This is a genomic window from Desulfovibrio piger ATCC 29098, from assembly GCF_000156375.1.
In the GTDB taxonomy this organism is placed as follows: Bacteria; Desulfobacterota; Desulfovibrionia; order Desulfovibrionales; family Desulfovibrionaceae; genus Desulfovibrio; species Desulfovibrio piger.
In genome coordinates, this window is sequence record NZ_DS996355.1 from 98,342 (window position 1) to 121,725 (window position 23,384).

Here is a 23,384-nt window from a genome sequence, read left to right on the forward strand (position 1 = left end):
GTCCCGAACAGGGGGATGCTGTCGGCCCGCGCAGGAAGGGCGCCGAAAAGACCGGCCAGGAAAACAGCAACACAGGCGATGGTACATGCGATCCGGTGCGGGCGTATGACCGGGGACCGGAGGGGAGACCGGGCCGGAGGAGATACGGGGGGAAAGCGCGCAGGGAGCATGGCAAACCGCCGGAAGGCTGATGTTTGGGGACCTGGGGATGAGCTTTTGTACTGCGCGGGGGCGGCCCTTGTCGAGATATGTAGAGCAAAATATCGATGCCGGAACTCCTCGATATTATTTTTTTTGTGAGTAATGCGCTAAAATCATTATTTAATATTTTATATTTGGTTTTATGTTATAAAATGTTTGGACATTGTTTTGCAAAATCAGCAAGTTATATTTTTTTTAGAGATTTTCACAACTTATTAAACGAGATGGGAATATTGACTAAATACATCATGTTTGCATAATAGGACTGTATATCAAAAACTTTTATTGAGAGGGGAGAAACTCATGACGATATGCAAAAAATGGGGAGCGATGATCGTTGCCGCATGCTGTTTCCTAGTCGGGGGAACAGATGCGGCATGGAGCCGTGAGACCCCGGCCCGGGGGAATAATACAGCGCATATCACAGTGAACGATACCGTGTATGGTGTCCTGCACAACCATCGCAGTCTGATGAGCATCAAGGAAAACCGTTCGGTCCTTGAACATGAGCTCAACAAGGCTCGTGCCGGTTTTGGCCCGCGCGTGGACGTCACGGGGGAGATCGGCGTGGGTGTCCTGAGCGACACCACGTCCCGCGGTCTGGATCTTGATGATCAGTGGTTGAGTGTGGGCAGCGTCTCCGCTAAACTGGTGCAGCCCATTTGGGACGGTTTTGCCACACGCAGCCGTGTACGCACGGCCCAGGCCACCCTGGATTCCGTCAAGGCCAGGATCTTTGATACGGCCACGTCCCTTTCCCTGGATGGCATCATCGCCCACATCGACCTGCTCCGCCGCATCAAGCTGGTGGAGCTGGCCCGCAACAACGTGGCCCGGCATGAATCCATCCTGGCCCAGGCCCGCGACCGCGCCAGCATGGGGGCGGATACCCAGGCCGATGTGACGCAGGCGGAATCCCGCCTGCAGCGCGCCCATTCCTCCCTGTCCGAAGCGGAAGATGCCCTGCGCGTGGCGTACGCCACCTATTCCCGTCTGACCGGCATCTATACGGTCGGTGGGCTGGATGCGGTCCCCATGCCGGGAGAAATGCCCGATACGGCAGCGGCGTTCATTCAGATGGCGGAAAAGCACAATCCCAAGCTGGCCGCCTATCTGCAGGACATCCGTGCTGCCAAGGGCGAGAAGGAATTGGCCCAGTCCAACATGTATCCTTCGTTCCAGCTGGAGGCTGGCCCCGAATATAGCGACCGCGGCGGCGACCGTGACCGCTGGGTCTACAGCTTCGACGTGTTGGCGACGGTGCGCTGGAACGTGTTCAACAGCGGTGCCGACGTGGAAGGCATCCGTGCCGCATCGGCGCGGGAGCGCGAAGCCCGGCAGAACCTGTACGATTACATGGACACCCTGCGCCTGGACATGGAGTCCACCTGGAGCAACTATCTGGCGGCCAAGGAACAATACAAGTTCTATACCAAGGCGGTGGAGAACAATACCTACACCCGTCAGGCCTACCATGACCAGTTCCTGCTGGGCACGCGCAGCCTGCTGGACGTGCTGGATTCGGAGAACGAACTCTACAATTCCGCCAGCCAGGCCGAGACCGCCCGCGGCAATATCCTTGTAGGGGCCTACCGCATGTGTGCTCTGGCCGGTGACCTGCTGCCCCGTATGGGGGTCCCGGCTGAAGAGATCAAGTCCGGTCCCAAGGAAGCCCGTCCCGTCCAGGGCGAGGAGTTCGAACTGGGCTGGTTCAAGTAGCCAGAGAAAACATTGCTTTGTCGGAGACCGGTCCCGCAGTCTCCGGAAAGGCGGCATTGCAAGATGCGGGGCTTTGCAAAACAACAGGCAGAATGCTCTCTGCCTGTTGTTTTGCGCCAAAGCACCCGCAGGCCGGGTACCAAAGGATCACGTATGTCGGAAAACGGAACAGGGGAAACACGCGGCCCGGCAATGGCAGCCGGGGGGCTGCGGCCTTCTGATGTCGATTTCATGCCGCCTTTGCTGCGCAGTCTTTCTGCCTTGTGCCGCCTCCGGGGCAAGGCCTTGTCTCCCCAGTTCCTGCTGGCCGGACTTTCGGGCAGCACCGTCTCGGCTCAGGCATGCTTGCGGGTCGCCCGCAAGGCAGGGCTGACGGGCAGCGTGCTGTATCGCCCCCTGCTGGCCGAGCTCTCCAACCTGACCTTGCCCTGCATCCTGCTGCTGTCCGGCAACCGCAGCTGTGTCCTGACTCGGCTGATACCAGGGGCTCCGGCGGGAGCGGAGGAAGGCGGGGCTGAGACATCCGGTACCGGGCAGGCCCAGGCCGAAGTCATCTTTCCGGAAACGGAAAGCACCAGCCAGCTGGTGCCTCTGGACGCGCTGCAGGAAGAATATACCGGCTATGCCCTGTATGTGGCTGTTCCCGGCCGTCCGCAGGAACACGTGGAAAAGCTGCGCCTGGCCAAGGGAAAACGCTGGTTCTGGGACGTCCTGCGCTATTATGCGCCCATCTACCGGCATGTGGCGCTGGCCAGTGTCATCATCAACCTCATCGCTCTGGCCAGCCCCCTGTTCGCCATGAACGTCTATGACCGGGTGGTGCCCAACAATGCCATAGAGACGTTGTGGGTCCTGGCCTCCGGTGTGATCATCATCTACCTGTTCGACTTTCTGCTGCGGGCCCTGCGCACGCACTTCGTGGATGTGGCCGGTCGCAATGCGGACATCGTGCTCTCCAGCAATCTGGTGGACAAAGTCCTTACCATGCGACTGGAAAGCAAGCCGGAATCCACGGGATCGCTGGTCAACAACCTGCGCGAGTTCGAACAGTTGCGCGAATTCTTCAGTTCGTCCTCGCTGCTGGCCTGCATCGACGTCCCCTTCTTGGTCATCTTCCTGCTGCTGATAGCTTTCATTGCCGGGCCCATGGTCTTCCTGCCGCTGGCGGCCATGCCCATCCTCATCGGGCTGGGGCTTTTCCTCCAGACCGCCGCACGCCGTTGCGCCGAGCAGAGCTACAAGCAGAACATGCAGAAGAATGCCCTGCTCGTGGAGATGGTCAACGGCCTGGAGACCATCAAGGCCTGCCAGGCCGAAAGCCGGATGCAGCGCCTGTGGGAAGCCGTGGTGGGGCTTTCGGCCAAATCGACGGCGGAGTCGCGCCGCTATACAGCAGCCTGGCCGTGACGGCCTCCACCCTGGTGACCCATATGGTCACGGTGAGCATGATCATCTGGGGCGTCTACCGGATCTCGGAAGGCCTGATGACCATGGGGGCCCTCATCGGCTGCAACATTCTTGTGGGCCGGGCCATGGCGCCGCTGATGCAGCTGGCCTCCCTGCTGACCCGCCTACAGAGTTCCCGTGTTGCCCTGCAGGCCCTCGACCTGCTCATGGAGCTGCCTTCCGAGAACCAGTCGGAAAGCTCCTGCATGGACTTTGGCGAATTGCAGCCCTCCTTCACCGTGGAGAACGTTTCGTTCGCCTATCCCAACGCCATGAGTCTGGCCCTTGAGGACGTGAGCCTGCGCATCAATCCCGGTGACAGGGTCGGCATCATCGGGGCCATGGGCTCGGGCAAGAGCACCCTGGCCAAGCTGCTGACCGGTTTTTACCAGCCGCAGAAGGGCAGCATCAAATTCGGAGATGTGGACCTGCGTCAGTTGCCGACCACGGAATTGCGCGGGCGCATCGGCGTGCTGCCGCAGGATGTGGTCCTGTTCTATGGCAGCATCCGTGAAAACATCGTCCTGGGGGACCCCACCATCAATGACCACCTGGTGTTCCGGGCCGCGGCCCTTGCCGGGGTGACGGACTTTGTCCGCAACAATCCCGCCGGGTTCGCGGCCCAGGTCGGCGAGCAGGGCAAGGCCCTTTCCGGGGGACAGCGGCAGGCAGTGGCCCTGGCCCGTGCGCTGGTCCGCGATCCGGAAGTGCTGATCCTGGACGAGCCCACCAGCAATATGGATACGGATTCCGAGCAGCGCCTGCAGCAGCGTCTGGCGGCCGTCTCGCAGGGACGGACCCTGATCCTCGTGACCCATCGACTGAGCATGCTGCGCATGGTGAACAAACTGGCCGTCATGGAGAACGGCAGGCTGCGGATGTTCGGGCCGCGTGATGCCATCCTGAAGCGCTTGCGCGACAGTGCCGCCGCAGCCAAAAAGCCTGCCCCGGAAAAGGGCAAGGAAGCTCCCGCGGGAACAGCTGCCGTGAAGGAGGGGAAGGATGGACGCCCGTAAACCGGATTCCATGACGCAGGCCGGAGACCGTACGGGGACCAGGCCGCCGGAAGATATCTTTTCGTCTTTGCCCCCGGAGGCCCCCGTACCCGACGGACAGCCCCGGAAACGTTCGTTGTTCGCCCGCATCTGGGAGGTGTTCCGTCTGATCTTCGTGGGGGACGCCGAACATGAGCAGCGTCCCGCCACCGGCATGGCGGAACGCCTGCGCGAGAATTTCAGCCAGGCGTCGTCCGCCGGTGACAAGCCCATGACGCGCAAGGAGCTGTTCGCGGCCCTTGATGCCCCCTTGCATGGGCTCATGCCGGATGACATCAATTATGCCAGTGAAGTGGATGCGGCGCTGTCCCGCAGGCCCGCCTTCACGGCCCGTGCCCTGTCCGTGGCGGTGGCGTTGCTTGTCGTGGCGTTGCTCGTCTGGGCCGCCTGGGCTCCCATCGACGAAGTGACCCACGCCGAGGGCTCCGTGGTGGGGTCCCGGCGTACGCAGTCTGTCTCCAACCTGGAAGGCGGCATCTTGCAGGGCGTGCTTGTCCGGGAAGGCGAGATCGTGGAAAAAGGCCAGGTCGTGGCCCAGCTGGAAAACGTCATGGCCGAAAGCTCATACAGGGACGCCCTGTACAAGGTGGTGGAGCACCGCCTGGCCATCATGCGGCTGGAGGCCATGCTGCGTGATGAGGAACCGGTCTTTCCCAGTGATTTGCCTTCCTTCCTCAAGGAGATACTGGGCGAAGAGCCGGACAGCGCCCTTGTGGAACGCGCCCGCCAGATCGTCGATGACCAGAGGAACACCTGGAAGGCGCAAAGTTCGAAACTGCAGGCCGAGCTTTCCATGCTGGAGGCCCAGTACGCCCAGCGGCAAAGCGAGGTGGCGGAGCAGATGGCGCGCAAAAAGCAGCTGGACGGCAGCCTGGTGCTGGAGACGGAGCAGCGGGATACGGCCAAACGCCTGCTGCAGCGCAACAACTATTCCCGCATGGATTATCTGGGGCTGGAACAGAAGATCATCCAGACCCAGGGCGAGATCGACATGCTGGCCGCGGCCATCCCCAAGACGCAGGCCATGATGGATGAGGCACGGCAGCGTATCGGCAGTCGTGTGGCGGAAGAGCAGCTGGCCATCAGCCAGGAGATCAACAAACGACGCACGGAACTGGGCTCGGTGCGGGAATCCCTAACCGCCGGCGGCGACCGTGTGACGCGCACCGAAGTGCGCAGCCCTGTGCGGGGCAGCGTCAAGCAGATACTGGTCAATACGGTGGGCGGGGTCGTCAAGCCGGGCGAGGCCATCATGGACATCGTGCCCATGGACGAGAGCCTGCTGGTGGAAGTGCGTGTCCGCCCGCAGGACGTGGCCTTTTTGCGTCCCGGACAGGATGTGATGATCAAGGTCTCGGCCTATGATTTCTCCATCTACGGCGGCTTGCCCGGTAAGCTGGAATCCATCAGCGCGGACACCATTGAAGACAAAAAGGGCGATTTTTATTACCTTGTCAAAGTCCGTACCGGAGAGACGGCCATCCGGCATAATGACGAGATACTGCCCATCATCCCGGGCATGATCGTGGTGGCCGACATCATCATCGGCAAAAAGACGGTGCTCGACTATATCCTCAAACCTGTGATGAAAGCCAGGCAGAACGCGCTTACCGAGCGCTGATCCCTGCTGTGCGGAGCTTTTATGCGCCATCCTGAACGTTTGTCACTCTTGCCTCTGCTGGGCGGGCTGACCCTGCTGCTCGCCCTGACGCTCATCGGGGCCACCCGCTTCAACAGTGCGGAACAGCGCGAGATCCTCGACAGGACGGGCAGCCAGCTTTCTGCCTATACGTCCACGGCAGCGGCCATGGTGACGGTCTGGACCGGTGTCCAGCGCGATACGGTGGCGGAGATGGCCCGCTATGACATGCTGCGCCTGCTGGCAGCGGAGATAGCGGAGACGGATCTTCCCGTGGCTTTGCTGCGCGAGCTGGGGGAGACGCCTTGGACGGAACAGGAACATGGGCGGCACAGTGGCCTTGATGCGCAGGACCGTCAGACCCTGCGCGACATCTCTCCCCATGCCACGCTCATTTACCGCAAATTTGTCGAGTTCATCTCCCGGCATGACTTTTCCGGTGCGGTCCTGCTGGACAAGACCCTGGAGCCCGTCATGCTGGTAGGGCAGGGCTGGCAGGCAGATACCAGGACGCAGCTGAAGCTGCGCCGGAACGAAGGCCTGCTCTCCCGGGCAGGCATGCTGCCTGTCCGGCTCCAGGGGGAGCGCCTGCTGGTGGATTTTTACTGCCCGGTGACGGCGCCGGGCTACGTCTCGGCGGATGATTCGCCCCAGGGGATCCTGCTGGTCACCTGTGACATCGGCAAGCTTTTGGAAGGGATCGGCCAGTCCTCCGAGCTGGGCTATCTGAGCCTGCTGTTGGAGACCGGCGGTAACCTTGTCCAGGCCATCGGCATGGGAGAGCGGCCGAGCCTCAACCAGGTGAGCCTGCCTGCTGGCTTTGGCCAGGACATGAGGCCCCGTGACATGGTGCTGCCCGCCATCTCCGGGACCATGGACTGTCTTGTGGTCGGCCAGCCCGTACCGGGGACGTCCTGGTATGCGGCCGTAGCCTGCAGGGCGGACACTGTCCGACAGGAACAGGACGATATGGCTTGGCGCGTCTGGACCATGGCCGGTCTGCTGTTCCTTTGCCTGGCGGGGATCCTGGTTTGGTTCTACTGGTGGCTCGGCATCCGCCGGGAGCGGGGCGAGGTGCGGGAGCTGAAAGACCTGTACGCGACCATGTCCCGGCAGCGCTGCCTGCTGGATACGGTCCTGCGGGCCATGCACTCGGCGCTGGCCCTGGTGGATGGTGAAGGCCGCATCGTTTATGCCAATACGGAATTCGCCCGTCTTGCCCGCTGCCAGGGGGACGTGCTCCACCTCATGCAGGTGCGGCATCTGCCGGACTATCTGGCCCGGAGCCTGGAACGCCATGTGGAATTCGTCTGGCGGACAGGGACGGATTTTTCCGACCAGGAAGACATGCTGGTCGAAGGCAAGCTGGTGCACCTCAATGTGCAGTGTCTGCCTTTTACTGCGGAAGACGGCGCATCGGGGACCGTCGTGGTGGTCTATCGGGACATCACGGCCCATGTGGAGGCGGAGCAGCGCCTTGCCACCATGCTGCGCCAGACCGTCGAGGCTTTCACGCACGCGGTGGAAGCGGTGGATCCGTATCTGAAGGGGCAGTCCGGGCTCACCGGCGAGCTCGCCTACCATCTGGCGGCCTGGCTGGGCAAGGACGATCCGGCCCTGGAGTCCACGCTGCGTACGGCGGCCAGTCTGTCCCAGGTGGGCATGATCCGTCTGCCGCACGAGCTGCTGACCAAGGCCGGGCCCCTGACGCCCGAAGAACGCCTGCTGATGGAAAAACATGTGGATTATGCCGTGGAGGCCCTGCGGGGCATAGACTTCGGCCTGCCTGTCCTGCAGACCATCGAGCAGATGCACGAACGCATGGACGGTTCCGGCTATCCCCGGAAACTGCAGGGCGAGGCCATCTGTCTGCAGGCCCGTATCCTGGCCGTGGCCAATACCTTCTGCGCCCTGATGCGTCCGCGCTCTTACCGGCGCCGCCATGATGAACCGGCGGCTCTGGCCATTTTGCGCGAGCGTCCTTTCAAGTATGACCAGCAGGTCGTGGATGCCCTGGCGGCGTTTCTGCAAAGCGCGCAAGGCAAGGAATTCATCCGGACATTGCAGCAATAGCAGCATAAAAAAGGGCGGTACCTGTTCCATGATCGGGAAGGGTACCGCCTTTTTGTGTTTATGACGGGCGGCCATACCTCAGGGCATCCAGAGGTTCACGCCCTCCAGGGGATGGACGGTACGCCAGCGGCGCAGCTCGTCCAGCGTCCGTACACCGCCTTCCAGGACAGCCTGATAATATTCCACCCCGTGGATGCTCTCGTTTTCCGGTGTCTCGTATTTGAGGCGCAGGATGGTGTCTCGCGTTTCCTCGTCCAGGCGTCGGCAAAGACGGTCGGCAAAACGCTCGAAATAGCCGTCGAACGTCGAACCGCGCTCGATGTGGATGATGTCGATCTGCCAGGGGGCGCCGCCGGGGCGTTGCCAGATGCCATGCCATTCCAGACAGCGTTCTTCCGTCCCGCTGCCGTCCACGAAATGCAGATCGTTCAGACAGGGGGAACCGGCCATGGCCGCCATGACACGGAAGCTAAGGTCACGGTCCAGAGTCGGCGTGTAGACATGGAAGTCTATATCCCTGTGCCGGACCAGCAGGCCCGTCCTGAACGAGCCCACGGCATGGACCACGGCACCTGCCCGGCGCCAATGTCCTTCTATGTCCAGTTCTGCCACGATGTTCCGTGCTTCTGCCTGTGTGGCGCGGGCCATCGCCTGCCAGGGGGATACGTCGTCCATACGGTCTCCTTATGGGGGCGGTCTGTCTTCAAGAAAAGAAAGCCTTTCTCTTTGACATGTTGGGCACCTTTTTTTATGGAAAAAAACGACAAAATTTTCCACTCCAAAGCTGGAAAAAAGGCTCATGCCGGAGTGTGGCGGACAGAGGCGTGCCGTCCTGGCCCGGACATGATGTGATATCGCGGAGAGACTTATGGATATTCGTCACACGGCGACAACCTGCCCGTATTGCGGCTGCGGTTGCGGCCTGACCCTGGAAACTGCGGAAGGCCGCATTCAGCGTTCCGTGCCCACGCCCGACAGCCCGGTCAACCGGGGCAAGCTTTGCGTCAAGGGCTGGAACGTGCATGAATTCATACAGCACCCTGACCGTCTGAAAACGCCCCTGCTGCGGACAGAGCAGGGCTGGAAGTCCCTGGACTGGGAAAGCGCCCTCGACCATGCCGCCGGGGAGCTGGCCCGTATCCGTGACCAGTACGGCCCTGACAGCATCGGCGTGCTGACCTCCGCCCGCTGCACCAACGAAGAGAACTATCTGCTGCAAAAGCTCACCCGTTGCGCGCTGGGGACCAACAATATCGATCACTGCGCCCGTCTCTGACACGGTCCCACTGTGGCAGGTCTTGCCACTTCGTTCGGCAGCGGCGCCATGACCAACTCTTTTGACGAGCTGGAGCGGACGGGCTGCCTGTTTGTGATCGGTTCCAATACCACGGTGGCCCATCCCATGGTGGGGATGCGGCTCATGCATTGCCATCGTGAAGGCGGCAAGCTCATCGTGGCCGACCCCCGCCGGACGGACCTTGCCCGTCTGGCGGACGTGCACCTGCGTCTGCGTCCGGGGACGGACGTGCCGCTGGTCAACGGCCTGATGCACATCATTTATGAGAATGGCTGGCACGATGCGGCCTTTATCGCGGAACGCACGGAGAATTTCGACGAGCTGCGCGAGAGCCTGCGCGAATGGACGCCCGAGCGGACCGAAGAAGTCACCGGCGTGCCGCGTGAGCTCCTGTTCCGTGCGGCGGAACTCTATGCCCGCTCGGAGACCAGCGCCATCGTCTATTGTCTGGGCATCACCCAGCACCGCTGCGGTGTGAACAATGTCCGTTCCCTGGCCAACCTGTCCATGCTTTGCGGTCAGATCGGCCGTCCCTGCACGGGCGTGAACCCGCTGCGCGGGCAGAACAACGTACAGGGTGCCTGTGACATGGGCGGGCTGCCCAACTATTATCCCGGCTACCAGTTCGTGGATGACGAAAAGGTCCGCCTGAAGTTCGAGGCGGCCTGGGGTCGCCCCCTGTCGCCTTTCCGCGGCCTGACGGCCATGGAGATGATGCACGGTCTGCAGGAGGGCAAGCTCAAGGCCATGATCATCATGGGCGAGAATCCCGTGGTCAGCGATCCGGATTCCGGCCATGTGATGAAGGCCCTGTCGTCGGCGGAGTTCCTGCTCTGCCTCGACATCTTCCCCACGCCGACCACGGAGCTGGCGCACATGATCCTGCCCGGCGCGTCGTTTGCGGAGACCGACGGTACCTTCACCAATTCCGAGCGCCGCGTGCAGCGTGTGCGTCAGGCCATCCCGCCCATGGCGGGGCGGACCAACGGCCAGATCATCCAGGCCCTGTCCCGGCGGCTGGGCTATGATATGCACTACGCCTCGGCTTCGGAGGTCTTTGACGAGATCTGCTCCCTGGCGCCCAACATGGGCGGCATGAGTTATGCCCGTCTGGAAGGGAAGGGCCTGTGCTGGCCTTGTCCCACCCCTGATCATCCCGGCACGCCCATCCTGCATCAGGGGCGCTTCACCCGCGGCAAGGGGCTTTTTGCCGCCATCCCGCATGTGCCTCCGGCGGAGCTGCCGGACGAGGAGTATCCCTTCCTGCTCAGCACCGGCATGCGTCATGCCCATTATCTGACCGGGACCATGACGCGCCGTTGTGCCATGCTGGAGCGTGAACTGCCCGAGCTGGTGACGGACATCAATCCCGCTGACGCCAAAAAGCTGGAGATCCGCGAAGGCGCCCGCCTGCGCATGGTCAGCCGTCGGGGCTCTGTGGTCTCGCGCATGCACATCACGGACGACGTGCCCGAAGGCGTGGTCTTCGCTCCCCTGCATTTTGCCGAAGCCATGGTCAACCTGCTGACCTGTACCGCTCTGGACCCGGTCAGCAAAACCCCTGAATACAAAATCAGCGCCGTCAGGCTGGAGAGGGCCTAAGCCATGTCCGCATACTATACCATGAATCCGGCGGACCTGCCCGCCCTGCTGACCGCCTGGCAGTCAGGCTCCCGTGTGCTGTGCCCCTGCAAGGAGCAGGACGGGACCACGCGTCTGGAGAGCTTTGTTCCAGAAAAGGGCCTGTGTCTCGACTATACCAATCTTGCCATGCCGCCGGTGGACGTCCTGAACGGCTATCAGGATGTGCTGTTCCGCTGGGAAGGCAACGAACGTACCTATGTGGCCGAGCCCGGTGCGGAAGCCATGGCTCCGACGGTCATTTTCGGCATGCGCCCCTGTGATGTGGCCGCTTTGGAATATCTGGATGATTTCTATCTGGGTGAGTACAGGGACATCAATTATTCCATGCGGCGCGAGGCCGTCACCATCGTGGGTATGAACTGCCGCATGCCCGGCAAGAGCTGCTTTTGCGCGGCCACGGGCACCGGCCCCTTTGCCCGCAGCGGCTTTGACCTGATGCTGACGCTGGACGGCGATCTGTGCTGGGTGGAATGCGCCACGGACAAGGGCGAGAGCCTTGTGGGGCAGGCCATGGTCTTTTTCCGTCCCGTGACCGAAGCGGCCCTGCGTGCCCGGCTGGTCGAGCTGGAAAAGGATTGCCGCGAGGCCTTCCATAATCTGCCCGACCTTTCGCAGATCCGTACGGCCCTGCTGCAGGGCTTCGATCACCCGGTGTGGGAAGAGATCACGCCCACCTGCATCCGCTGCACGGGCTGCACGGCCGTGTGCCCGACCTGCACCTGCTTCCAGTTCAATGAGGAACGTCTGGATGCCCAGTCCGGCCGCCGTGTCCGCGTCAAGGACTCCTGCCAGACGGCAGGCTTCACGCGCAATGCCGGCTGGCACAACCCGCGCAGCAAGGCTGCCGCCGTGCGCCACCGCATCATGGACAAGCTGGTCTACATCCAGGACCGCTTCGGCAAAAAAGGCTGCGTGGGCTGCGGGCGCTGCATCGACGTTTGCCCGGCGGGCATCGACATCCGCAAGATAGCCGATACCGTGGTGCGGGACTGCCCGCCCGAGGGGCAGCGCAAGCCCATGCCGGTCTCCATCCCGGAACGGGCGTCCACCCGCATCGATCCCCAGCTGTTCACGCCCTATCCCGCGCGTATCGTGGCCATCCATGACGAGACCCCGGACATCCGCCGTTATGTGGTCCGCTACATGGATGAGCGTCTTGCCGAGACCTTCCGTCTGACGGGGCAGTTCTTCATGGTCACGGTCTTCGGCGTGGGGGAAGTGGCCCTGTCCATCCCCTTCGGGGACCAGCACGACGGCCAGTTCGAGTTCTGCGTCAAAAAGGTGGGCAAGGTGACCTCGGCCCTGGCCAAGCTTGGCGTGGGGGATGTCATCGGCCTGCGCGGGCCTTACGGCAAGGGCTTCCCTTATCGCTCCTTCGCCGGACGGGACGTGCTGGTGGTGGGGTCCGGCGTGGGCCTGGCCCCTGTGCGGACCATCATCGTGCGTCTGCTCCAGGAGCGGGAACGCTACGGCCGTATCGCCATCATCGCCAGCGCCACGCGCTATGAAGGCCTGGTCTACAAGCAGGATCTGAAGGACTGGAGCAAGATCCCCGGCGTGACCGTGCAGTATGCCCTGGCCAAGCCCACGGATGCCGTCCAGGCCCATGTGGGCTATATCAATGACCTGCTGCCGGAATTGGATTTCGACTGGGCCAATGCCCGGGCCATCCTGTGTGCCTCGCCTCGCCGTATCAAGCTGGTGGCCCGCGACCTGTTGGGCCTCGGCATGAACGGCAAGGACATCTTCACGTCTCTGGAGACCCACATGCGCTGTGGCGTGGGCAAGTGCGGCCACTGTAAGGTGGGTGCGCATTACATGTGCCTGGACGGGCCCGTGTTCACCTACGAGGAAATGCTGCAGTTGCCGGAAGAATTCTAGGATCGGCCAGTACGTATGAAAAGGGCGGGGACGCGATGCGTTCCCGCCCTTTTTTATGGGCGTTAGCCTGCCGGATGTTGCCATGATCCCCCGCCATGCGTGTGGTCCTGATCGGCGGGATAGCGGTGAAAGGGGGCGGGGCCCTCTGGCAGCGAGCTGTGCCCGAGAGTTTTGGCTTGGAAAAAACAGGGGGAGCCCATCAGACAGAAGAGAGGTGTTCGGCGGGACGCGCTGTTCCTTGGCGGTCAGGACCGAGGACATGGTCCGGCAGGCCTTATTGCTTACTGATGGTCAGCGTGGAGCCGATGGACGCACTGATGATGGCCGTGAGGGCTGCCCACTGGGCAAGGCTCAGCTGCTCGCCCAGGAAAAGGAAACCGGAAAGGGCGGCAAGGGCAGGTTCCAGGCTCATGAGGATGCTGAACGTGCGCGAGGGCAGGTTCTTCAGCGCGATGATCTCGACACCGTAGGGCAGGGCAGAGGAAAAAATACCCAGGATCAGGGCCAGAGGCAGGATCTCGGGCCTGAACAGATCCAGACCGGAGGAGGCCAGGCCCACAGGAAACATGGCACAGCTGCCTACGAGCATGGCCAGAGCCACGCAGGACTTGTCCAGGCTGCTGCCCGCCTTTTTGCCGAAGATGATATAGAGCGCCCAACAGACCCCGGAACACAAGGCAAGCACCGCGCCCAGCGGATCGATACTGTCCGCGCTTTGGCGCAGGGGCAGCAGGATGGCAAGACCGGCCGCTGCCAGGACGACCCAGATGAAGTCCACGAGGCGGCGGGAAGAGAGCATGGCTACCGTCAGGGGGCCGGTGAATTCCAGACCGACGGCGACACCCAGCGGGATACGGCTCAGGGCCTCGTAAAAGCAAAGGTTCATGCTTGCCGTGGCCAGACCGAAAACGGCGATGACCTTCCAGGCACTGCGGGGGATGGCTTTCTTCCAGGGGCGCATCACCACGAGCAGGATGACGGAGGCCACCAGCAGGCGCAAGGCCGTGGTACCGGCGGGGCCTACCAGGGGGAAGATGGTCTTGGCAAGCGAGGCGCTGGCCTGGATGGAAGACATGGAGACCAGCAGGAGCAGGACAGAGACGAAAGGTGACGTGGCAGAGATGTTCATGGAAGCTGTCCGGCAGCCCTGTGGCGGGTGAGGGAGAAGGGATTCGGCGCTATCCACCGCAAGGGGAGTTCCTGTTTGTCCTCCCCTTGCAGGCGTCAGCTCCGTGCGGTGCTAGCTTTGCTGTCCCTTGTCAGCGTCGGGAAGCAGGGCAGCTTCCCACATTTCCTGATAATACATGCAGGTACCGGGATTCCAGGCCGTAGCCGTGGCATGGTCGTAGCTTTCCGTGATGGGCCAGTCGGTATGGGGGCGCAGGGCTTCCTCAAAGGAAGAGGCTTCCACGATGCCGTCATACTCCAGGTTCAGGGTGTAGTTGGGACCCTTAAGGTAACGCAGATGATAACGCGGCATGATAATGTCCTTTGTACGCAAGAGCCGGGAAGGGCGCAGGCCCTTCCCGGCATCCTTATTACGTGTTTAGCAGCCCGAGGTCTAGTGGGTGGTCATCACGAACTTGCTGATGAGGAACAGCACCACCAGCAGGCCCACGCCCAGGCCCCAGCTCCAGTGGATGAGCTTCATTTCAGTCTCATCCAGGGGCTCGTATTCCATCTTCTGGACTTCTTCGTGGAATTTGACTTCTTTGTCTTCCATCATTGTTCTCCTTTAAACTAGGCGCCAACCACCGGCGGGGTCATGCCATGGAAGAAGGCGTAGGAAATGAACAGACCGACCCAGATGATGAAGCCGAACAGGCAGACGATGTACACGATGGCCAGGCGGCCGATGCCTTCTTCCATCAGCTTGCGGAAGTTGGAAACCATACCGATGCTGAAGAAGGTCATCAGGAAGAAGATGACGCGGAAGCCGTTCATGGCGCCGGACATGGCCTTGCCGACCTTGTGCAGTTCAGGCGTGCTCAGGCAGACGATGAGCAGGACCAGGAAGGTACCCAGGTAACCCAGCACGAAGCGGGGGAAGCGGTCCATGACGTCGCCCCAGGTCATGGTGCGGTCGCCACGGGTCTTGTCGAACTTGGCCGTCCAGATGTAGGCCAGGAGCAGAGCCCAGATACCGATGAACATGTCGATGAAGATCTTGACGGTGGTGGTCACCATCACGATCCAGCCGGGTTCCCATTCAGTGCCCAGACCGGCCATCTTGGCCAGGATCAGGGATTCGGTGATGGCACCGGAAGCGATAGCACCACCGTCGGACTTCACGGCCAGGCCCATCCAGCCGCCGGCCACCATGGGCTCGGTGTACAGGAAGGTCTGAGCGATGAAGGGCAGGATCAGCATTTCAATGCAGGTGAACACAACGACCAGGGAAGAAACCATGATCGGGACCACCGGCCGGGCGCGGATGGCGCCACCAGTGGCGATAGCGGCGGACACACCGCAGATGGAGATACCGGAGGCCAGAGGAGCGGCCCATTCCTTGTTGAACTTGAAGTACTTACGAGCAACGTAGTAAACCACGGCCCAGTACAGCAGGTAAGCTTCAACAATGGCGCACAGGCCTCGGAAGATGATGTGGCCAGCAAAACCGGCGGCATCGGCGGCCTTCACGCCCAGTTCGGCACCCAGAACCACGATGGCGATCTTAACGAACAGTTCGGGGCGGCAGGCATCGCGCAGAGAGTCAGCAACGCTGGGGGCAAAGTTACTGATCAGGATGCCCATGACCAGAGCGGCGATCAGGCCGGCTTCGGTGCTCAGGCCCAGAGCCCACGGAATGCCCTGCTTAGCCAGCTGAGTGGGGTTAGCAGCGATGTAGGCGTTGGCGCCAGCGGTGTAGCAGGCGATGGCGATGAAGAAGATCACGGTGAAGGAGCCCACGAAGCGGCCCACGTTACCCTTCATCAGTTTGACGCCGATAGCCAGCAGACCGGTCACGAACACATAGGTAGCCAGCAGGGACTGCCAGCCGGCCATCATGCCCTTGGTAGCGGGCTTCCAGGCATCGACGGGGCTATCGACCCACATGCCGATTTTTACCACCCAGCCAAGGAGATCCAGTCCAGCGAACTTGCCAAGGCCCAAGATGAAGATAATGCAGCCAAGCAGCAGGGCTACTTTGTCTTCATTAAAGGCTGATTTGGTTGTCATATCCAACCTCCTGATTACAGGTTTCTCAACCTGGTGAAAAAATCCCTTCCGTATGACATACTATGAAATAATACGTCACACAAGTAGGGGAAACCGGAAAATCCAGCCGGCACCCTGACCCCCCAGGCTGCGCGGCCATCTGTCTTCTACACAGGAAATTTTTTTTGTCAATGCAGGTGAATGCTTGGTTTTTATGAAAAATATCCGGGCAAAAGAAGAAAAAAACAAGCGCCGGGGAAAAACGCCAGACGAAATGGTGTTTGAAAGTAGATTGAAATCAATATGTTGGCAGTGTGTCTGGATGTTTATAAGGGGTGAGAAATGCTTCACAATGTAACGAAAATGACAGAAATCGCCCTAAATTTTCATAAAAGCAAAAAATTTTTTTTCTCAAAAGAATTTTATGTTGACAAAGAGATTGGTCGAGCGTACACCTCTTTCTTGCGTCGGGATGTAGCGCAGTCTGGGAGCGCACTTGAATGGGGTTCAAGGGGTCGAAGGTTCAAATCCTTTCATCCCGACCAGAAAGCAGAACCCCCAAGGGATCTACGGAAACGTAGATCCCTTTTCTGTTTTTAGCGGCCGGAGAGCCGGCTGTCTTTTCCTGCAGCAGGTCGGGCCCCTGTGACAGACGGATGCAGAGGTACGTGTGCTTTTCGACAAAGGAAAGGGCCCTTGTCAGACGATAGGGCGCGTATGCGATCCACCCTCGCCCTATATAAGGATACCGGTAATATGTTGGCGGCAAGGCTGCCGGTATGCGGAAGTTGTACGATCTTTGGGCCAGAGTGGCGGCGTATCCCGGCTTCCGTCAGGGCGTGTTCATGTGCCGGAGTCTCCTGAGGGCAGGGGTGACGGTCGCTGCCTGGCAGGGCTTGCCATTTTTTGCACAGCAGACCGGGACAGGCGCCCTGAAAAAAATGTGATATTTTTGTTGACAACCCCTCCGTCTTCGTCTATCTACATCTTCGCGTCGGGATGTAGCGCAGTCTGGGAGCGCACTTGAATGGGGTTCAAGGGGTCGAAGGTTCAAATCCTTTCATCCCGACCAGAAAACAGAAACCCCAAGGGATCTACGGAAACGTAGGTCCCTTTTCTGTTTTCTGGGGCCGGGTTTCCTTGCCGGCCTTTTCCTGGGGCAGACTCCCGTACGCAACAGGGCTTTTGCTCTGCCAAGGATGCGGTTACCATGCTTGCGGCGAACTACGGATCCTGTTTGCCACGTTTTCTGGAGGGACCATGAAAATCCTGCTGATCGTCGTTGCCATCATCGCTGTGGCCGTCTTTGTTTTCTTTATGGGGGGCCAGCCGCCTTTGAGAGGCGCGGGCCAGTTGTCCACCTCGGACCAGATGGTCATCGTTTCCCGGGCACGTCCTGCCCTCACCTTCGCTCCGGCTGCGGATATGCAGCTGCAAAGTCTGGGGAACCGGACCTTGCGCCCCAAGACCCGGCATTCCGTGGATGGTGATGCCCGTATCTGGTTCGCTGTCTACAGTAACGGTACCGGTACGTTGGTAACGGCAGTGGCGGATACGGAAGGGAGCTGGGAATGGGAGGCCGCGCATCATCCGGCGTTTCCGGCCATCCGGGCCCAGCAGTATGCCTATAAAGGCGAGACCCTTTATGAGAGCCTTATGCGGCTGGATGAGGGCAGTGATCCGTTCTGCACCGATCACGCCGCCTGTCTTGCCTACAGGGCCAAACTGCTGCTGAATTTCCACAAGACTCAGGTCATCATGGAATACCATGAGCCCCTCCCGGAAGCCCAGGCAAGGGACATCGCCTTTGATGGTGCCGCTCTCAATGCCTTCCAGCAGCGGGCCCGCAAGGCCTGCGAGCTCCTGGTGACGGACAAAGCCTGGCTGGAGAGCAATATCAGGGAATTCAAAAAGCTGGATGGGGCTGAAGATCGCTATTCCAGGACGCGCCTTTCCCGCTGGGTGGGGGAAATGGAACGTGAGGGGTGCCCCTAGGAGAGCTCTTGCGGAAAAACGGATCACGGGGAAGGCGGCCAGCCGCCTGCCCGCGTCGACCCCGTACTATGCAAAAAGGCCACGGAGATATGCTCCGTGGCCTTTTTTGTCTGCGGTAGAGGTGCGATGCAGGTGATGAGGGCTTTGCCCATCTTCCATGCCGGGAGATCGCAGGTCAAAGGTCTTTGTCGTATGGCTCTCCTGGCCCTGTAAAAAAAGGCGACAAGGAATGTCAGAGGCAGAGGAGAGAAAGGCAGATCCCCAAAAACAGAAAAGGGATCCACGTTTCCGTAGATCCCTTGGGGTTTCTGTTTTCTGGTCGGGATGAAAGGATTTGAACCTTCGACCCCTTGAACCCCATTCAAGTGCGCTCCCAGACTGCGCTACATCCCGACACAAGAAAATTCTTCTACGCGCCTTCCCGTATGATGTCAACAAAAAACATCATCTGGTTAAAAAAAAGACGCCGCATTTGCTTTGTACCTCAGAAAGCTGGTCAGCCCTGGGGCTTCAGCTTTTCGAAAACGGGGCATATCCGCCGTTTCTGAGCGCAGATCGGGGTAAAGCGAAAAAGCGGGAGAAGGCCAGGCCTTCCCCCGCAGGATCGGATGAAAGTCGCTTAGGCGTGGGCCCGCCACTGCTTGCCGGAGAGCTCGGCAAGCACCTGCAGCAGGACCTGTGTACCGTCCTTGCCGTGCCCCTGGGCCTGGGCCATGCGGTAGACCTGTTCCGCCAGCGCGACGCCGGGCAGCACCAGCCCCATGCGCTTGCATTCTTCCAGGCACAGGCCCAGATCCTTGATGAAGTGTTCCACAAAAAAGCCGGGGGCATAGTCACAGCCCAGCAGGCGGCGTCCCAGGGTGCCCATGGCCGTGCTGCCCGCGGCGCCGGGCACGACCAGTTCCAGCCATTGGCGCACATCCAGACCGGCTTCCTGGGCAAAAAGCATGGATTCGCAAACGCTGAACATGACGCCGGCGATAGCCACCTGATTGGCCAGTTTCGCCTGCTGGCCCGTTCCGGCAGCACCACAGTGAAGGATGTTTTTGCCCATGGCTTCGAAGCAGGGGCGCACACGCTCGAAGGCTTCCTTGTCACCACCCACGAAGATGGACAGGCGGGCCTCGCGCGCTCCGATATCCCCGCCCGTGACAGGGGCATCCAGGCTGGCGCAGCCCTTGGCGGCGGCAGCGGCAGCGATGCGCTGGGCCAGTTCGGGGCTGGAAGTGGTCATGTCACAGAGGATACCGCCCTCGGAAAGGCCGGACAACGCTCCCTGTTCACCCAGCATCACTTCTTCCACATCACGGGGATAGCCCACGATGGAGAAAACGATATCAGCATTCCGGGCCACTTCACGGGGCGTTTCCGCCCAGCGGGCACCGCAGGCCAGCAGACCTTCCGCCTTGGCTTTGGTACGGCTGTAGACGGTCAGCGGATAGCCCGCAGCCAGCAGATGCCCGGCCATGGAATGTCCCATGACGCCGGTGCCTATCCAGCCTAAACGCGGTTTGTTGTTCATCGAACCAGCTCCTTGTCTTGCCGCTGGTGCGGCGTGGGTGAATACAGGCAGGATGCCCGGGAAAACTACTTTGAACGGGTCTTCAGGATCTCTTCCAGCATGGCCTTGCCGGCAGGGATTTTGCCGGCCCGTGCATTTTGGACATGCTGCCGCAGCAGTTCCGCATTGCGGCGCATGTTCTCGTTGAACAGGTCTTCTCCCGCATAATCCTTGAGCAGACTGGCAAGCGCCCGCTGGAAATCGTCCTTGTCCAGACGGGCGGCCTCTTCCACGCGGGTCCGGTAGAAGGAGAGGGAACGGTCGATACCGGTCTGGAACTGCTCCAGCCCCTGTTCGGCCGTTTTCATGATCCGGCGCAGGGTAGTGAGGGTCTCGCCCTTGGCGGTCCGGCTGTCCCGCTTCATGCTCTCATGCTGGCTTTGCAGAGAGTTGCGGCGGCTGGCATAGTTGCGGATGGTCTCCAGCATATAGACGGCCGTGCGCAGGGTGGACTGCATCTCCAGCTGTTGCTGCTGTTCCTGCAGGATGTTGTTTTCCTTGATGGCCTCACGCAGGGTCAGCAGGTTCTTGCGGCTGTTGTCGTCAGGCGCGGCGGCAAGGAGCCTGTCCAGCTCTTCCAGAGGGTTGCGGCTGGCATCGCGGGCCAGGGGATTGCTCTGGCCTGCGGCGTTCCAGGCCTGCTGCAGGGCCGAAGGCCGGTCGCCGCCGGGGGTATTGATGCCGGAAATGACCGGGCGGAAACCCATATCGCGGGCATGGGCGGGGCCGTCCGCCAGGAAAAAGGCGCTTTCCTCACGGCGGCCGGGCATGATCTCCGCCTCGCCGGAAAGGAAGGATCCGCCTTTGCGGACGAAGCCTCCGGCAGAGCCGTGCAGGCGGCCGCCCACGGAGAAGCGGAACATGTCCAGCGCCATCTCGGCCGCATTGCCCGCCGTATCGTACAGGCCCAGCGGATTGGGCTTGCGCGAGCCGATACGGGCGCAGTCTTCGGCGATGCGGGCCGCGCCCTCGGGACGGTAGACGGCGTAATCGGCCAGAGGAGCGCCCGCAGGCAGGGCAAAGAAATCCTTTTCCATCAGCTGTTCGGGCCCGGCCGTCTGACCGCCGCGAGCAGCGTATTCCCATTCGGTTTCCGTGGGCAGGCGCACAAAGCCCACATTGCGGCTGTCCCCGGCGTAACGGGGCAGAGCATCGGCGGCATTCTGCAACAGCCATTCCGTATAGCGGCGGGTGAACTCCACGGCCTCATACCAGCTGATGTCCGTCACGGGCCGGGCGGCATCCGCCACAGGTGCTTCCGTGCCGCTGCCCATGATGCTTTGCCATTGCAGGCGGCTCACTTCATATTTGGCCACCAGATAGAAAAAGTAGTCGCCTGCCGGGGCCTGGGCACGCCAGGAAGAGGGCAGGTCGGCCCGGGAGAAAGGTGCGGAGAGGAAAGCCCGGTAGCGGCGGTCGTAAAAAGCACGGTCGCTGTTGGCGGCATCATCGCGGCCGGGACGGGCGGACATGTCCCAGAGCAGGCCTTTGCTGGGAACGGCCACCAGACGGAAGGCCATGCTCAACCCGCCGGGCATGGGCAGGACGATATCGTCCTTGTCCGGGTGCGGGTTGCAGGCATCGGCAGTGGAGACCTCTCCGCCCCGTTTGGCCAGGGCGGCGTCGGCGGGCGCTGCCGGCAGGGCCGCCAGCAGCAGGAGGAAGAGGAGCGAAGAGAGCAGCCTAGATCTCACGGATGACCTCCGAAGGTTCGGTACGCGCACCGCGCAGGGACGGCAGCAGGGCAGCCAGCAGGGAGAGCAGGCAGACCAGCACCAGGGTCACGACGGCATGTTCCGGCAACAGGCGGCAGACATGCTCCATGTCGTCGAGACCGGCGGCAAAGATGCGGTTGACCACGCCCTGTGCAGCCGCATAGAGCCCCAGTGCCAGCCCTGTGCCCAGCACGGCCGTGAGCAGGGCCTGCAACAGGGGGAACAGCAGGAGCTCCAGTGTGGAAAAGCCTCCCAGACGGAGCAGGCCGAGGAGCCGTTGTTTGCGTCGGACGGCGGCCAGGGTGCTGCTGGTCGTGGAGGCCGTGAAGCCCGCGGCAGCGGCTCCGCCGATGAGCAGGAAGATGATGTCCAGGGATGTGGAAAGGCGCCTGACCTGATCGATGGCCTCGGCCTCGGTATGGACGGTGATGCCCTGCTGCTGGAAAAAGTCGCGCAGGGGCGCCACATCATCCAGACTGCGGGCATACAGGCGAAAGCCCGCATACAGGCGCTCGGCAGGCGGCTGGTCGCCATCCGCGGCGTGTTCAGGGCCGAACAGGGGCACGGCGCGCCCGTCACGGTAATCTTCCGCCGCTTCCAGGAAGGGCAGGGGCACATAGGCCACATTTTTTTGCTGGGCGGCCAGGGGCAGCACGCCGATGACCTTCAGTGTCAGGCATACGGCCTGCACATTGCCGTTGCGGGTGCGTTCGAGCCTGCCCGTCAGCTGGTCGCCCGCGTGCAGGCCCAGACGTTCGGCCACGGGCGCGGAAAGCACGACGCCGCTGGCAGCGGCTCTGGTGCGCAGGCGGCCGGGGTGATCGGGATCGTCCTCGCTGTCCAGCAGCAGGGCCGGTACCGGCAGGGCATGGCGCGCCAGCAGGGGATCGTCATGGCCGGTGGGTTCCATGGAGACGTGCAGGGGCGTCCCCCGCTCCGGCAACAGCTCCACCGTGGCGGCAAGGGTCCGGGTTCGGGGCATGACGAAGTCCACCCGGCCATCGTCGCGCCACCGGGCCATATCGGCGGCGGAAAAATGCCCGCTGCCCACAGGGGAGATCTCCAGCGTGGCGGGATCGCTGCGCAGGCGTTCGGTCAGGGTCTCCACCACGCCGAACTTGACGCCGAAAAGGATCAGCAGCGGCGCTAGGACGGCCGCCAGCCCCAGGACGGCACAGGCGGAGAGCAGACGCTCGTGCAGGTAATCCCGCAGGGAAAGGTGGCAGATCTGTACAAGGGTATGCATGGCGTTACCGTTGGGGATGGTCGATGACGGAAAGGGGGCCCTCCTCCGTGGTGGAGCAGGCCAGGGGCACCAGCGTGAACCCGGCCTCCCGGGCCATCTGCGGATCGTGGGAGACCATGATCACCGTGGTCCCCTGCTGCCGGGCCAGATCGGCAAAGATGCCCAGGACCTTGCGGGACTGGGCCGGATCCAGCGCGGCCGTGGGTTCGTCCGCCAGCACGATGGCGGGCCCATGGGCCAGGGCTCGGGCGATGGCCACACGCTGGCGCTCGCCCACGGAAAGGCTTGCGGGCATCTGCAACAGCAGACGGTCTATGCCCAGGGCCGTGGCCATGTTCCAGACCGCCTCCAGGCGGCGCCCCATGTTCCCCAGACAGCGGCAGGGGAGCAGGATGTTGTCGCGGGCCGAGAGGAAGGGCAGCAGGCCGCCTGTCTGGAGCACATAGCCCAGATGCTTGCCGCGCAGACGGGCCAGGGCATCGAGACGGCCCGCCCGCCACAGGGCCAGCATGTCCGTTTCGCCATCGGCAGTGTGCAGCAGAAAGCGGGAACCCTCGCCGCCGTCAGGCCGCAGGATGCCGGCCAGCACGTCCAGTGCCGTACTTTTGCCGCAGCCGCTGGGGCCCGTCAGGGCCAGCAGCTGCCCCTGACGCACGTCCAGACTGCGGACGTGCAGGCGGAACGCGCCCGTGCCTGGGCGGACGATATGCAGATCACGCAGGGAGAAGACCATATTTTCCATGCTTCCCCCGG

The 23,384-nt window shown here is 61.8% G+C and carries 17 protein-coding genes, 3 tRNA genes and 1 pseudogene; 11 read left to right on the forward strand and 10 right to left on the reverse strand.

Annotated features, from left to right (window positions below):
* Positions 1 to 627 precede the first annotated feature (627 nt).
* The 5 genes from DESPIG_RS03785 to DESPIG_RS03800 all read left to right on the forward strand — a co-directional run bounded on the left by DESPIG_RS03785 (position 628) and on the right by DESPIG_RS03800 (position 8,133).
* Positions 628 to 1,920, forward strand: coding sequence for a TolC family outer membrane protein (locus DESPIG_RS03785; protein WP_246118365.1), 1,293 nt, complete (start codon positions 628 to 630; stop codon positions 1,918 to 1,920).
* A gap of 285 nt (positions 1,921 to 2,205) precedes the next feature.
* Positions 2,206 to 3,327, forward strand: coding sequence for an ABC transporter transmembrane domain-containing protein (locus tag DESPIG_RS14315; protein ID WP_246118366.1), 1,122 nt, complete (start codon positions 2,206 to 2,208; stop codon positions 3,325 to 3,327).
* Positions 3,324 to 4,382: an ATP-binding cassette domain-containing protein gene (locus tag DESPIG_RS14320; protein ID WP_006005236.1), complete on the forward strand. Its 1,059-nt coding sequence runs from the start codon at positions 3,324 to 3,326 to the stop codon at positions 4,380 to 4,382. The genes DESPIG_RS14315 and DESPIG_RS14320 overlap by 4 nt, the downstream gene beginning before the upstream one ends.
* A 115-nt stretch (positions 4,383 to 4,497) precedes the next feature.
* On the forward strand, positions 4,498 to 6,042 hold the full coding sequence (locus DESPIG_RS03795; protein WP_246118367.1) for an HlyD family type I secretion periplasmic adaptor subunit: 1,545 nt from the start codon (positions 4,498 to 4,500) through the stop codon (positions 6,040 to 6,042).
* A 21-nt stretch (positions 6,043 to 6,063) separates the two neighbouring features.
* Positions 6,064 to 8,133 (forward strand): HD domain-containing phosphohydrolase, encoded by a 2,070-nt coding sequence (locus tag DESPIG_RS03800; RefSeq protein ID WP_006005240.1) that lies wholly within the window; start codon positions 6,064 to 6,066, stop codon positions 8,131 to 8,133.
* A gap of 78 nt (positions 8,134 to 8,211) precedes the next feature.
* On the opposite strand, the gene DESPIG_RS03805 is transcribed toward DESPIG_RS03800, so the two are convergent.
* Entirely contained in the window at positions 8,212 to 8,808 is a 597-nt protein-coding gene (locus DESPIG_RS03805) for a hypothetical protein (RefSeq protein ID WP_006005243.1), read from the reverse strand.
* 193 nt (positions 8,809 to 9,001) lie between these two features.
* Here DESPIG_RS03805 and DESPIG_RS14585 point away from each other — a divergent pair.
* From DESPIG_RS14585 to DESPIG_RS12740, 3 genes and pseudogenes are all read left to right on the forward strand, one after another.
* A pseudogene (locus tag DESPIG_RS14585) lies at positions 9,002 to 9,160 on the forward strand (hypothetical protein); the annotation flags it as partial.
* Positions 9,152 to 11,032, forward strand: coding sequence for a formate dehydrogenase subunit alpha (gene fdhF, locus DESPIG_RS14325; RefSeq protein WP_479690814.1), 1,881 nt, complete (start codon positions 9,152 to 9,154; stop codon positions 11,030 to 11,032). The pseudogene DESPIG_RS14585 and the gene fdhF, both read left to right, overlap by 9 nt.
* Positions 11,033 to 11,035: 3 nt before the next feature.
* A complete protein-coding gene (locus tag DESPIG_RS12740) occupies positions 11,036 to 12,955 on the forward strand; it encodes a 4Fe-4S dicluster domain-containing protein (RefSeq protein ID WP_006005252.1) in 1,920 nt (639 codons plus the stop codon).
* A 274-nt stretch (positions 12,956 to 13,229) separates the two neighbouring features.
* Here DESPIG_RS12740 and DESPIG_RS03830 read toward each other — a convergent pair whose 3' ends face one another.
* From DESPIG_RS03830 to DESPIG_RS03845, 4 genes are all read right to left on the reverse strand, one after another.
* On the reverse strand, positions 13,230 to 14,084 hold the full coding sequence (locus tag DESPIG_RS03830; RefSeq protein WP_040369245.1) for an EamA family transporter: 855 nt from the start codon (positions 14,082 to 14,084) through the stop codon (positions 13,230 to 13,232).
* A 111-nt stretch (positions 14,085 to 14,195) separates the two neighbouring features.
* Positions 14,196 to 14,435, reverse strand: a complete 240-nt coding sequence (locus tag DESPIG_RS03835; protein WP_006005256.1) for a hypothetical protein — start codon at positions 14,433 to 14,435, stop codon at positions 14,196 to 14,198.
* A gap of 81 nt (positions 14,436 to 14,516) precedes the next feature.
* Entirely contained in the window at positions 14,517 to 14,681 is a 165-nt protein-coding gene (locus DESPIG_RS03840; protein WP_006005257.1) for a hypothetical protein, read from the reverse strand.
* A gap of 14 nt (positions 14,682 to 14,695) precedes the next feature.
* Positions 14,696 to 16,135: a putative sulfate exporter family transporter gene (locus DESPIG_RS03845; protein ID WP_006005258.1), complete on the reverse strand. Its 1,440-nt coding sequence runs from the start codon at positions 16,133 to 16,135 to the stop codon at positions 14,696 to 14,698.
* Between the two features lie 447 nt (positions 16,136 to 16,582).
* Between DESPIG_RS03845 and DESPIG_RS03850 the strand changes: the two genes are divergently transcribed.
* From DESPIG_RS03850 to DESPIG_RS03860, 3 genes are all read left to right on the forward strand, one after another.
* Positions 16,583 to 16,659 (forward strand) — tRNA-Pro (locus tag DESPIG_RS03850).
* A 450-nt stretch (positions 16,660 to 17,109) separates the two neighbouring features.
* A tRNA-Pro gene (locus DESPIG_RS03855) sits at positions 17,110 to 17,186 on the forward strand.
* A 188-nt stretch (positions 17,187 to 17,374) separates the two neighbouring features.
* Positions 17,375 to 18,109, forward strand: coding sequence for a DUF4851 domain-containing protein (locus tag DESPIG_RS03860; RefSeq protein ID WP_006005261.1), 735 nt, complete (start codon positions 17,375 to 17,377; stop codon positions 18,107 to 18,109).
* Positions 18,110 to 18,425: 316 nt separating this feature from the next.
* Here the strand turns inward: DESPIG_RS03860 and DESPIG_RS03865 are convergent.
* The 5 genes from DESPIG_RS03865 to DESPIG_RS03885 form a co-directional block, all read right to left on the reverse strand.
* Positions 18,426 to 18,502, reverse strand: a tRNA-Pro gene (locus DESPIG_RS03865).
* A gap of 226 nt (positions 18,503 to 18,728) precedes the next feature.
* Complete coding sequence (locus DESPIG_RS03870) at positions 18,729 to 19,631, reverse strand: NAD(P)-dependent oxidoreductase (protein ID WP_040369246.1); 903 nt, start codon at positions 19,629 to 19,631, stop codon at positions 18,729 to 18,731.
* A gap of 65 nt (positions 19,632 to 19,696) precedes the next feature.
* On the reverse strand, positions 19,697 to 21,364 hold the full coding sequence (locus DESPIG_RS03875; RefSeq protein ID WP_006005265.1) for a formylglycine-generating enzyme family protein: 1,668 nt from the start codon (positions 21,362 to 21,364) through the stop codon (positions 19,697 to 19,699).
* On the reverse strand, positions 21,354 to 22,631 hold the full coding sequence (locus DESPIG_RS03880) for an FtsX-like permease family protein (protein ID WP_006005266.1): 1,278 nt from the start codon (positions 22,629 to 22,631) through the stop codon (positions 21,354 to 21,356). Before DESPIG_RS03880 ends, DESPIG_RS03875 begins: the two co-directional genes overlap by 11 nt.
* Before the next feature lie 4 nt (positions 22,632 to 22,635).
* The gene (locus DESPIG_RS03885; protein ID WP_006005267.1) at positions 22,636 to 23,373 is read right to left on the reverse strand and encodes an ABC transporter ATP-binding protein; all 738 of its coding nucleotides are present in this window, start codon (positions 23,371 to 23,373) and stop codon (positions 22,636 to 22,638) included.
* Between the last annotated feature and the right edge of the window lie 11 nt (positions 23,374 to 23,384).

What these genes read in the sequence shown, in the direction of transcription:
- DESPIG_RS03835 (WP_006005256.1), bottom strand. Translation starts at nt 14,435, where the DNA reads ATGCCGCGTTATCATCTGCGTTACCTTAAGGGTCCCAACTACACCCTG.
- DESPIG_RS03805 (WP_006005243.1), bottom strand. Translation starts at nt 8,808, where the DNA reads ATGGACGACGTATCCCCCTGGCAGGCGATGGCCCGCGCCACACAGGCA.
- DESPIG_RS03830 (WP_040369245.1), bottom strand. Translation starts at nt 14,084, where the DNA reads ATGAACATCTCTGCCACGTCACCTTTCGTCTCTGTCCTGCTCCTGCTG.
- DESPIG_RS12740 (WP_006005252.1), top strand. Translation starts at nt 11,036, where the DNA reads ATGTCCGCATACTATACCATGAATCCGGCGGACCTGCCCGCCCTGCTG.
- DESPIG_RS03860 (WP_006005261.1), top strand. Translation starts at nt 17,375, where the DNA reads ATGAAAATCCTGCTGATCGTCGTTGCCATCATCGCTGTGGCCGTCTTT.
- DESPIG_RS03800 (WP_006005240.1), top strand. Translation starts at nt 6,064, where the DNA reads ATGCGCCATCCTGAACGTTTGTCACTCTTGCCTCTGCTGGGCGGGCTG.
- DESPIG_RS03880 (WP_006005266.1), bottom strand. Translation starts at nt 22,631, where the DNA reads ATGCATACCCTTGTACAGATCTGCCACCTTTCCCTGCGGGATTACCTG.
- DESPIG_RS03870 (WP_040369246.1), bottom strand. Translation starts at nt 19,631, where the DNA reads ATGAACAACAAACCGCGTTTAGGCTGGATAGGCACCGGCGTCATGGGA.
- DESPIG_RS03885 (WP_006005267.1), bottom strand. Translation starts at nt 23,373, where the DNA reads ATGGAAAATATGGTCTTCTCCCTGCGTGATCTGCATATCGTCCGCCCA.
- DESPIG_RS03845 (WP_006005258.1), bottom strand. Translation starts at nt 16,135, where the DNA reads ATGACAACCAAATCAGCCTTTAATGAAGACAAAGTAGCCCTGCTGCTT.
- DESPIG_RS03840 (WP_006005257.1), bottom strand. Translation starts at nt 14,681, where the DNA reads ATGATGGAAGACAAAGAAGTCAAATTCCACGAAGAAGTCCAGAAGATG.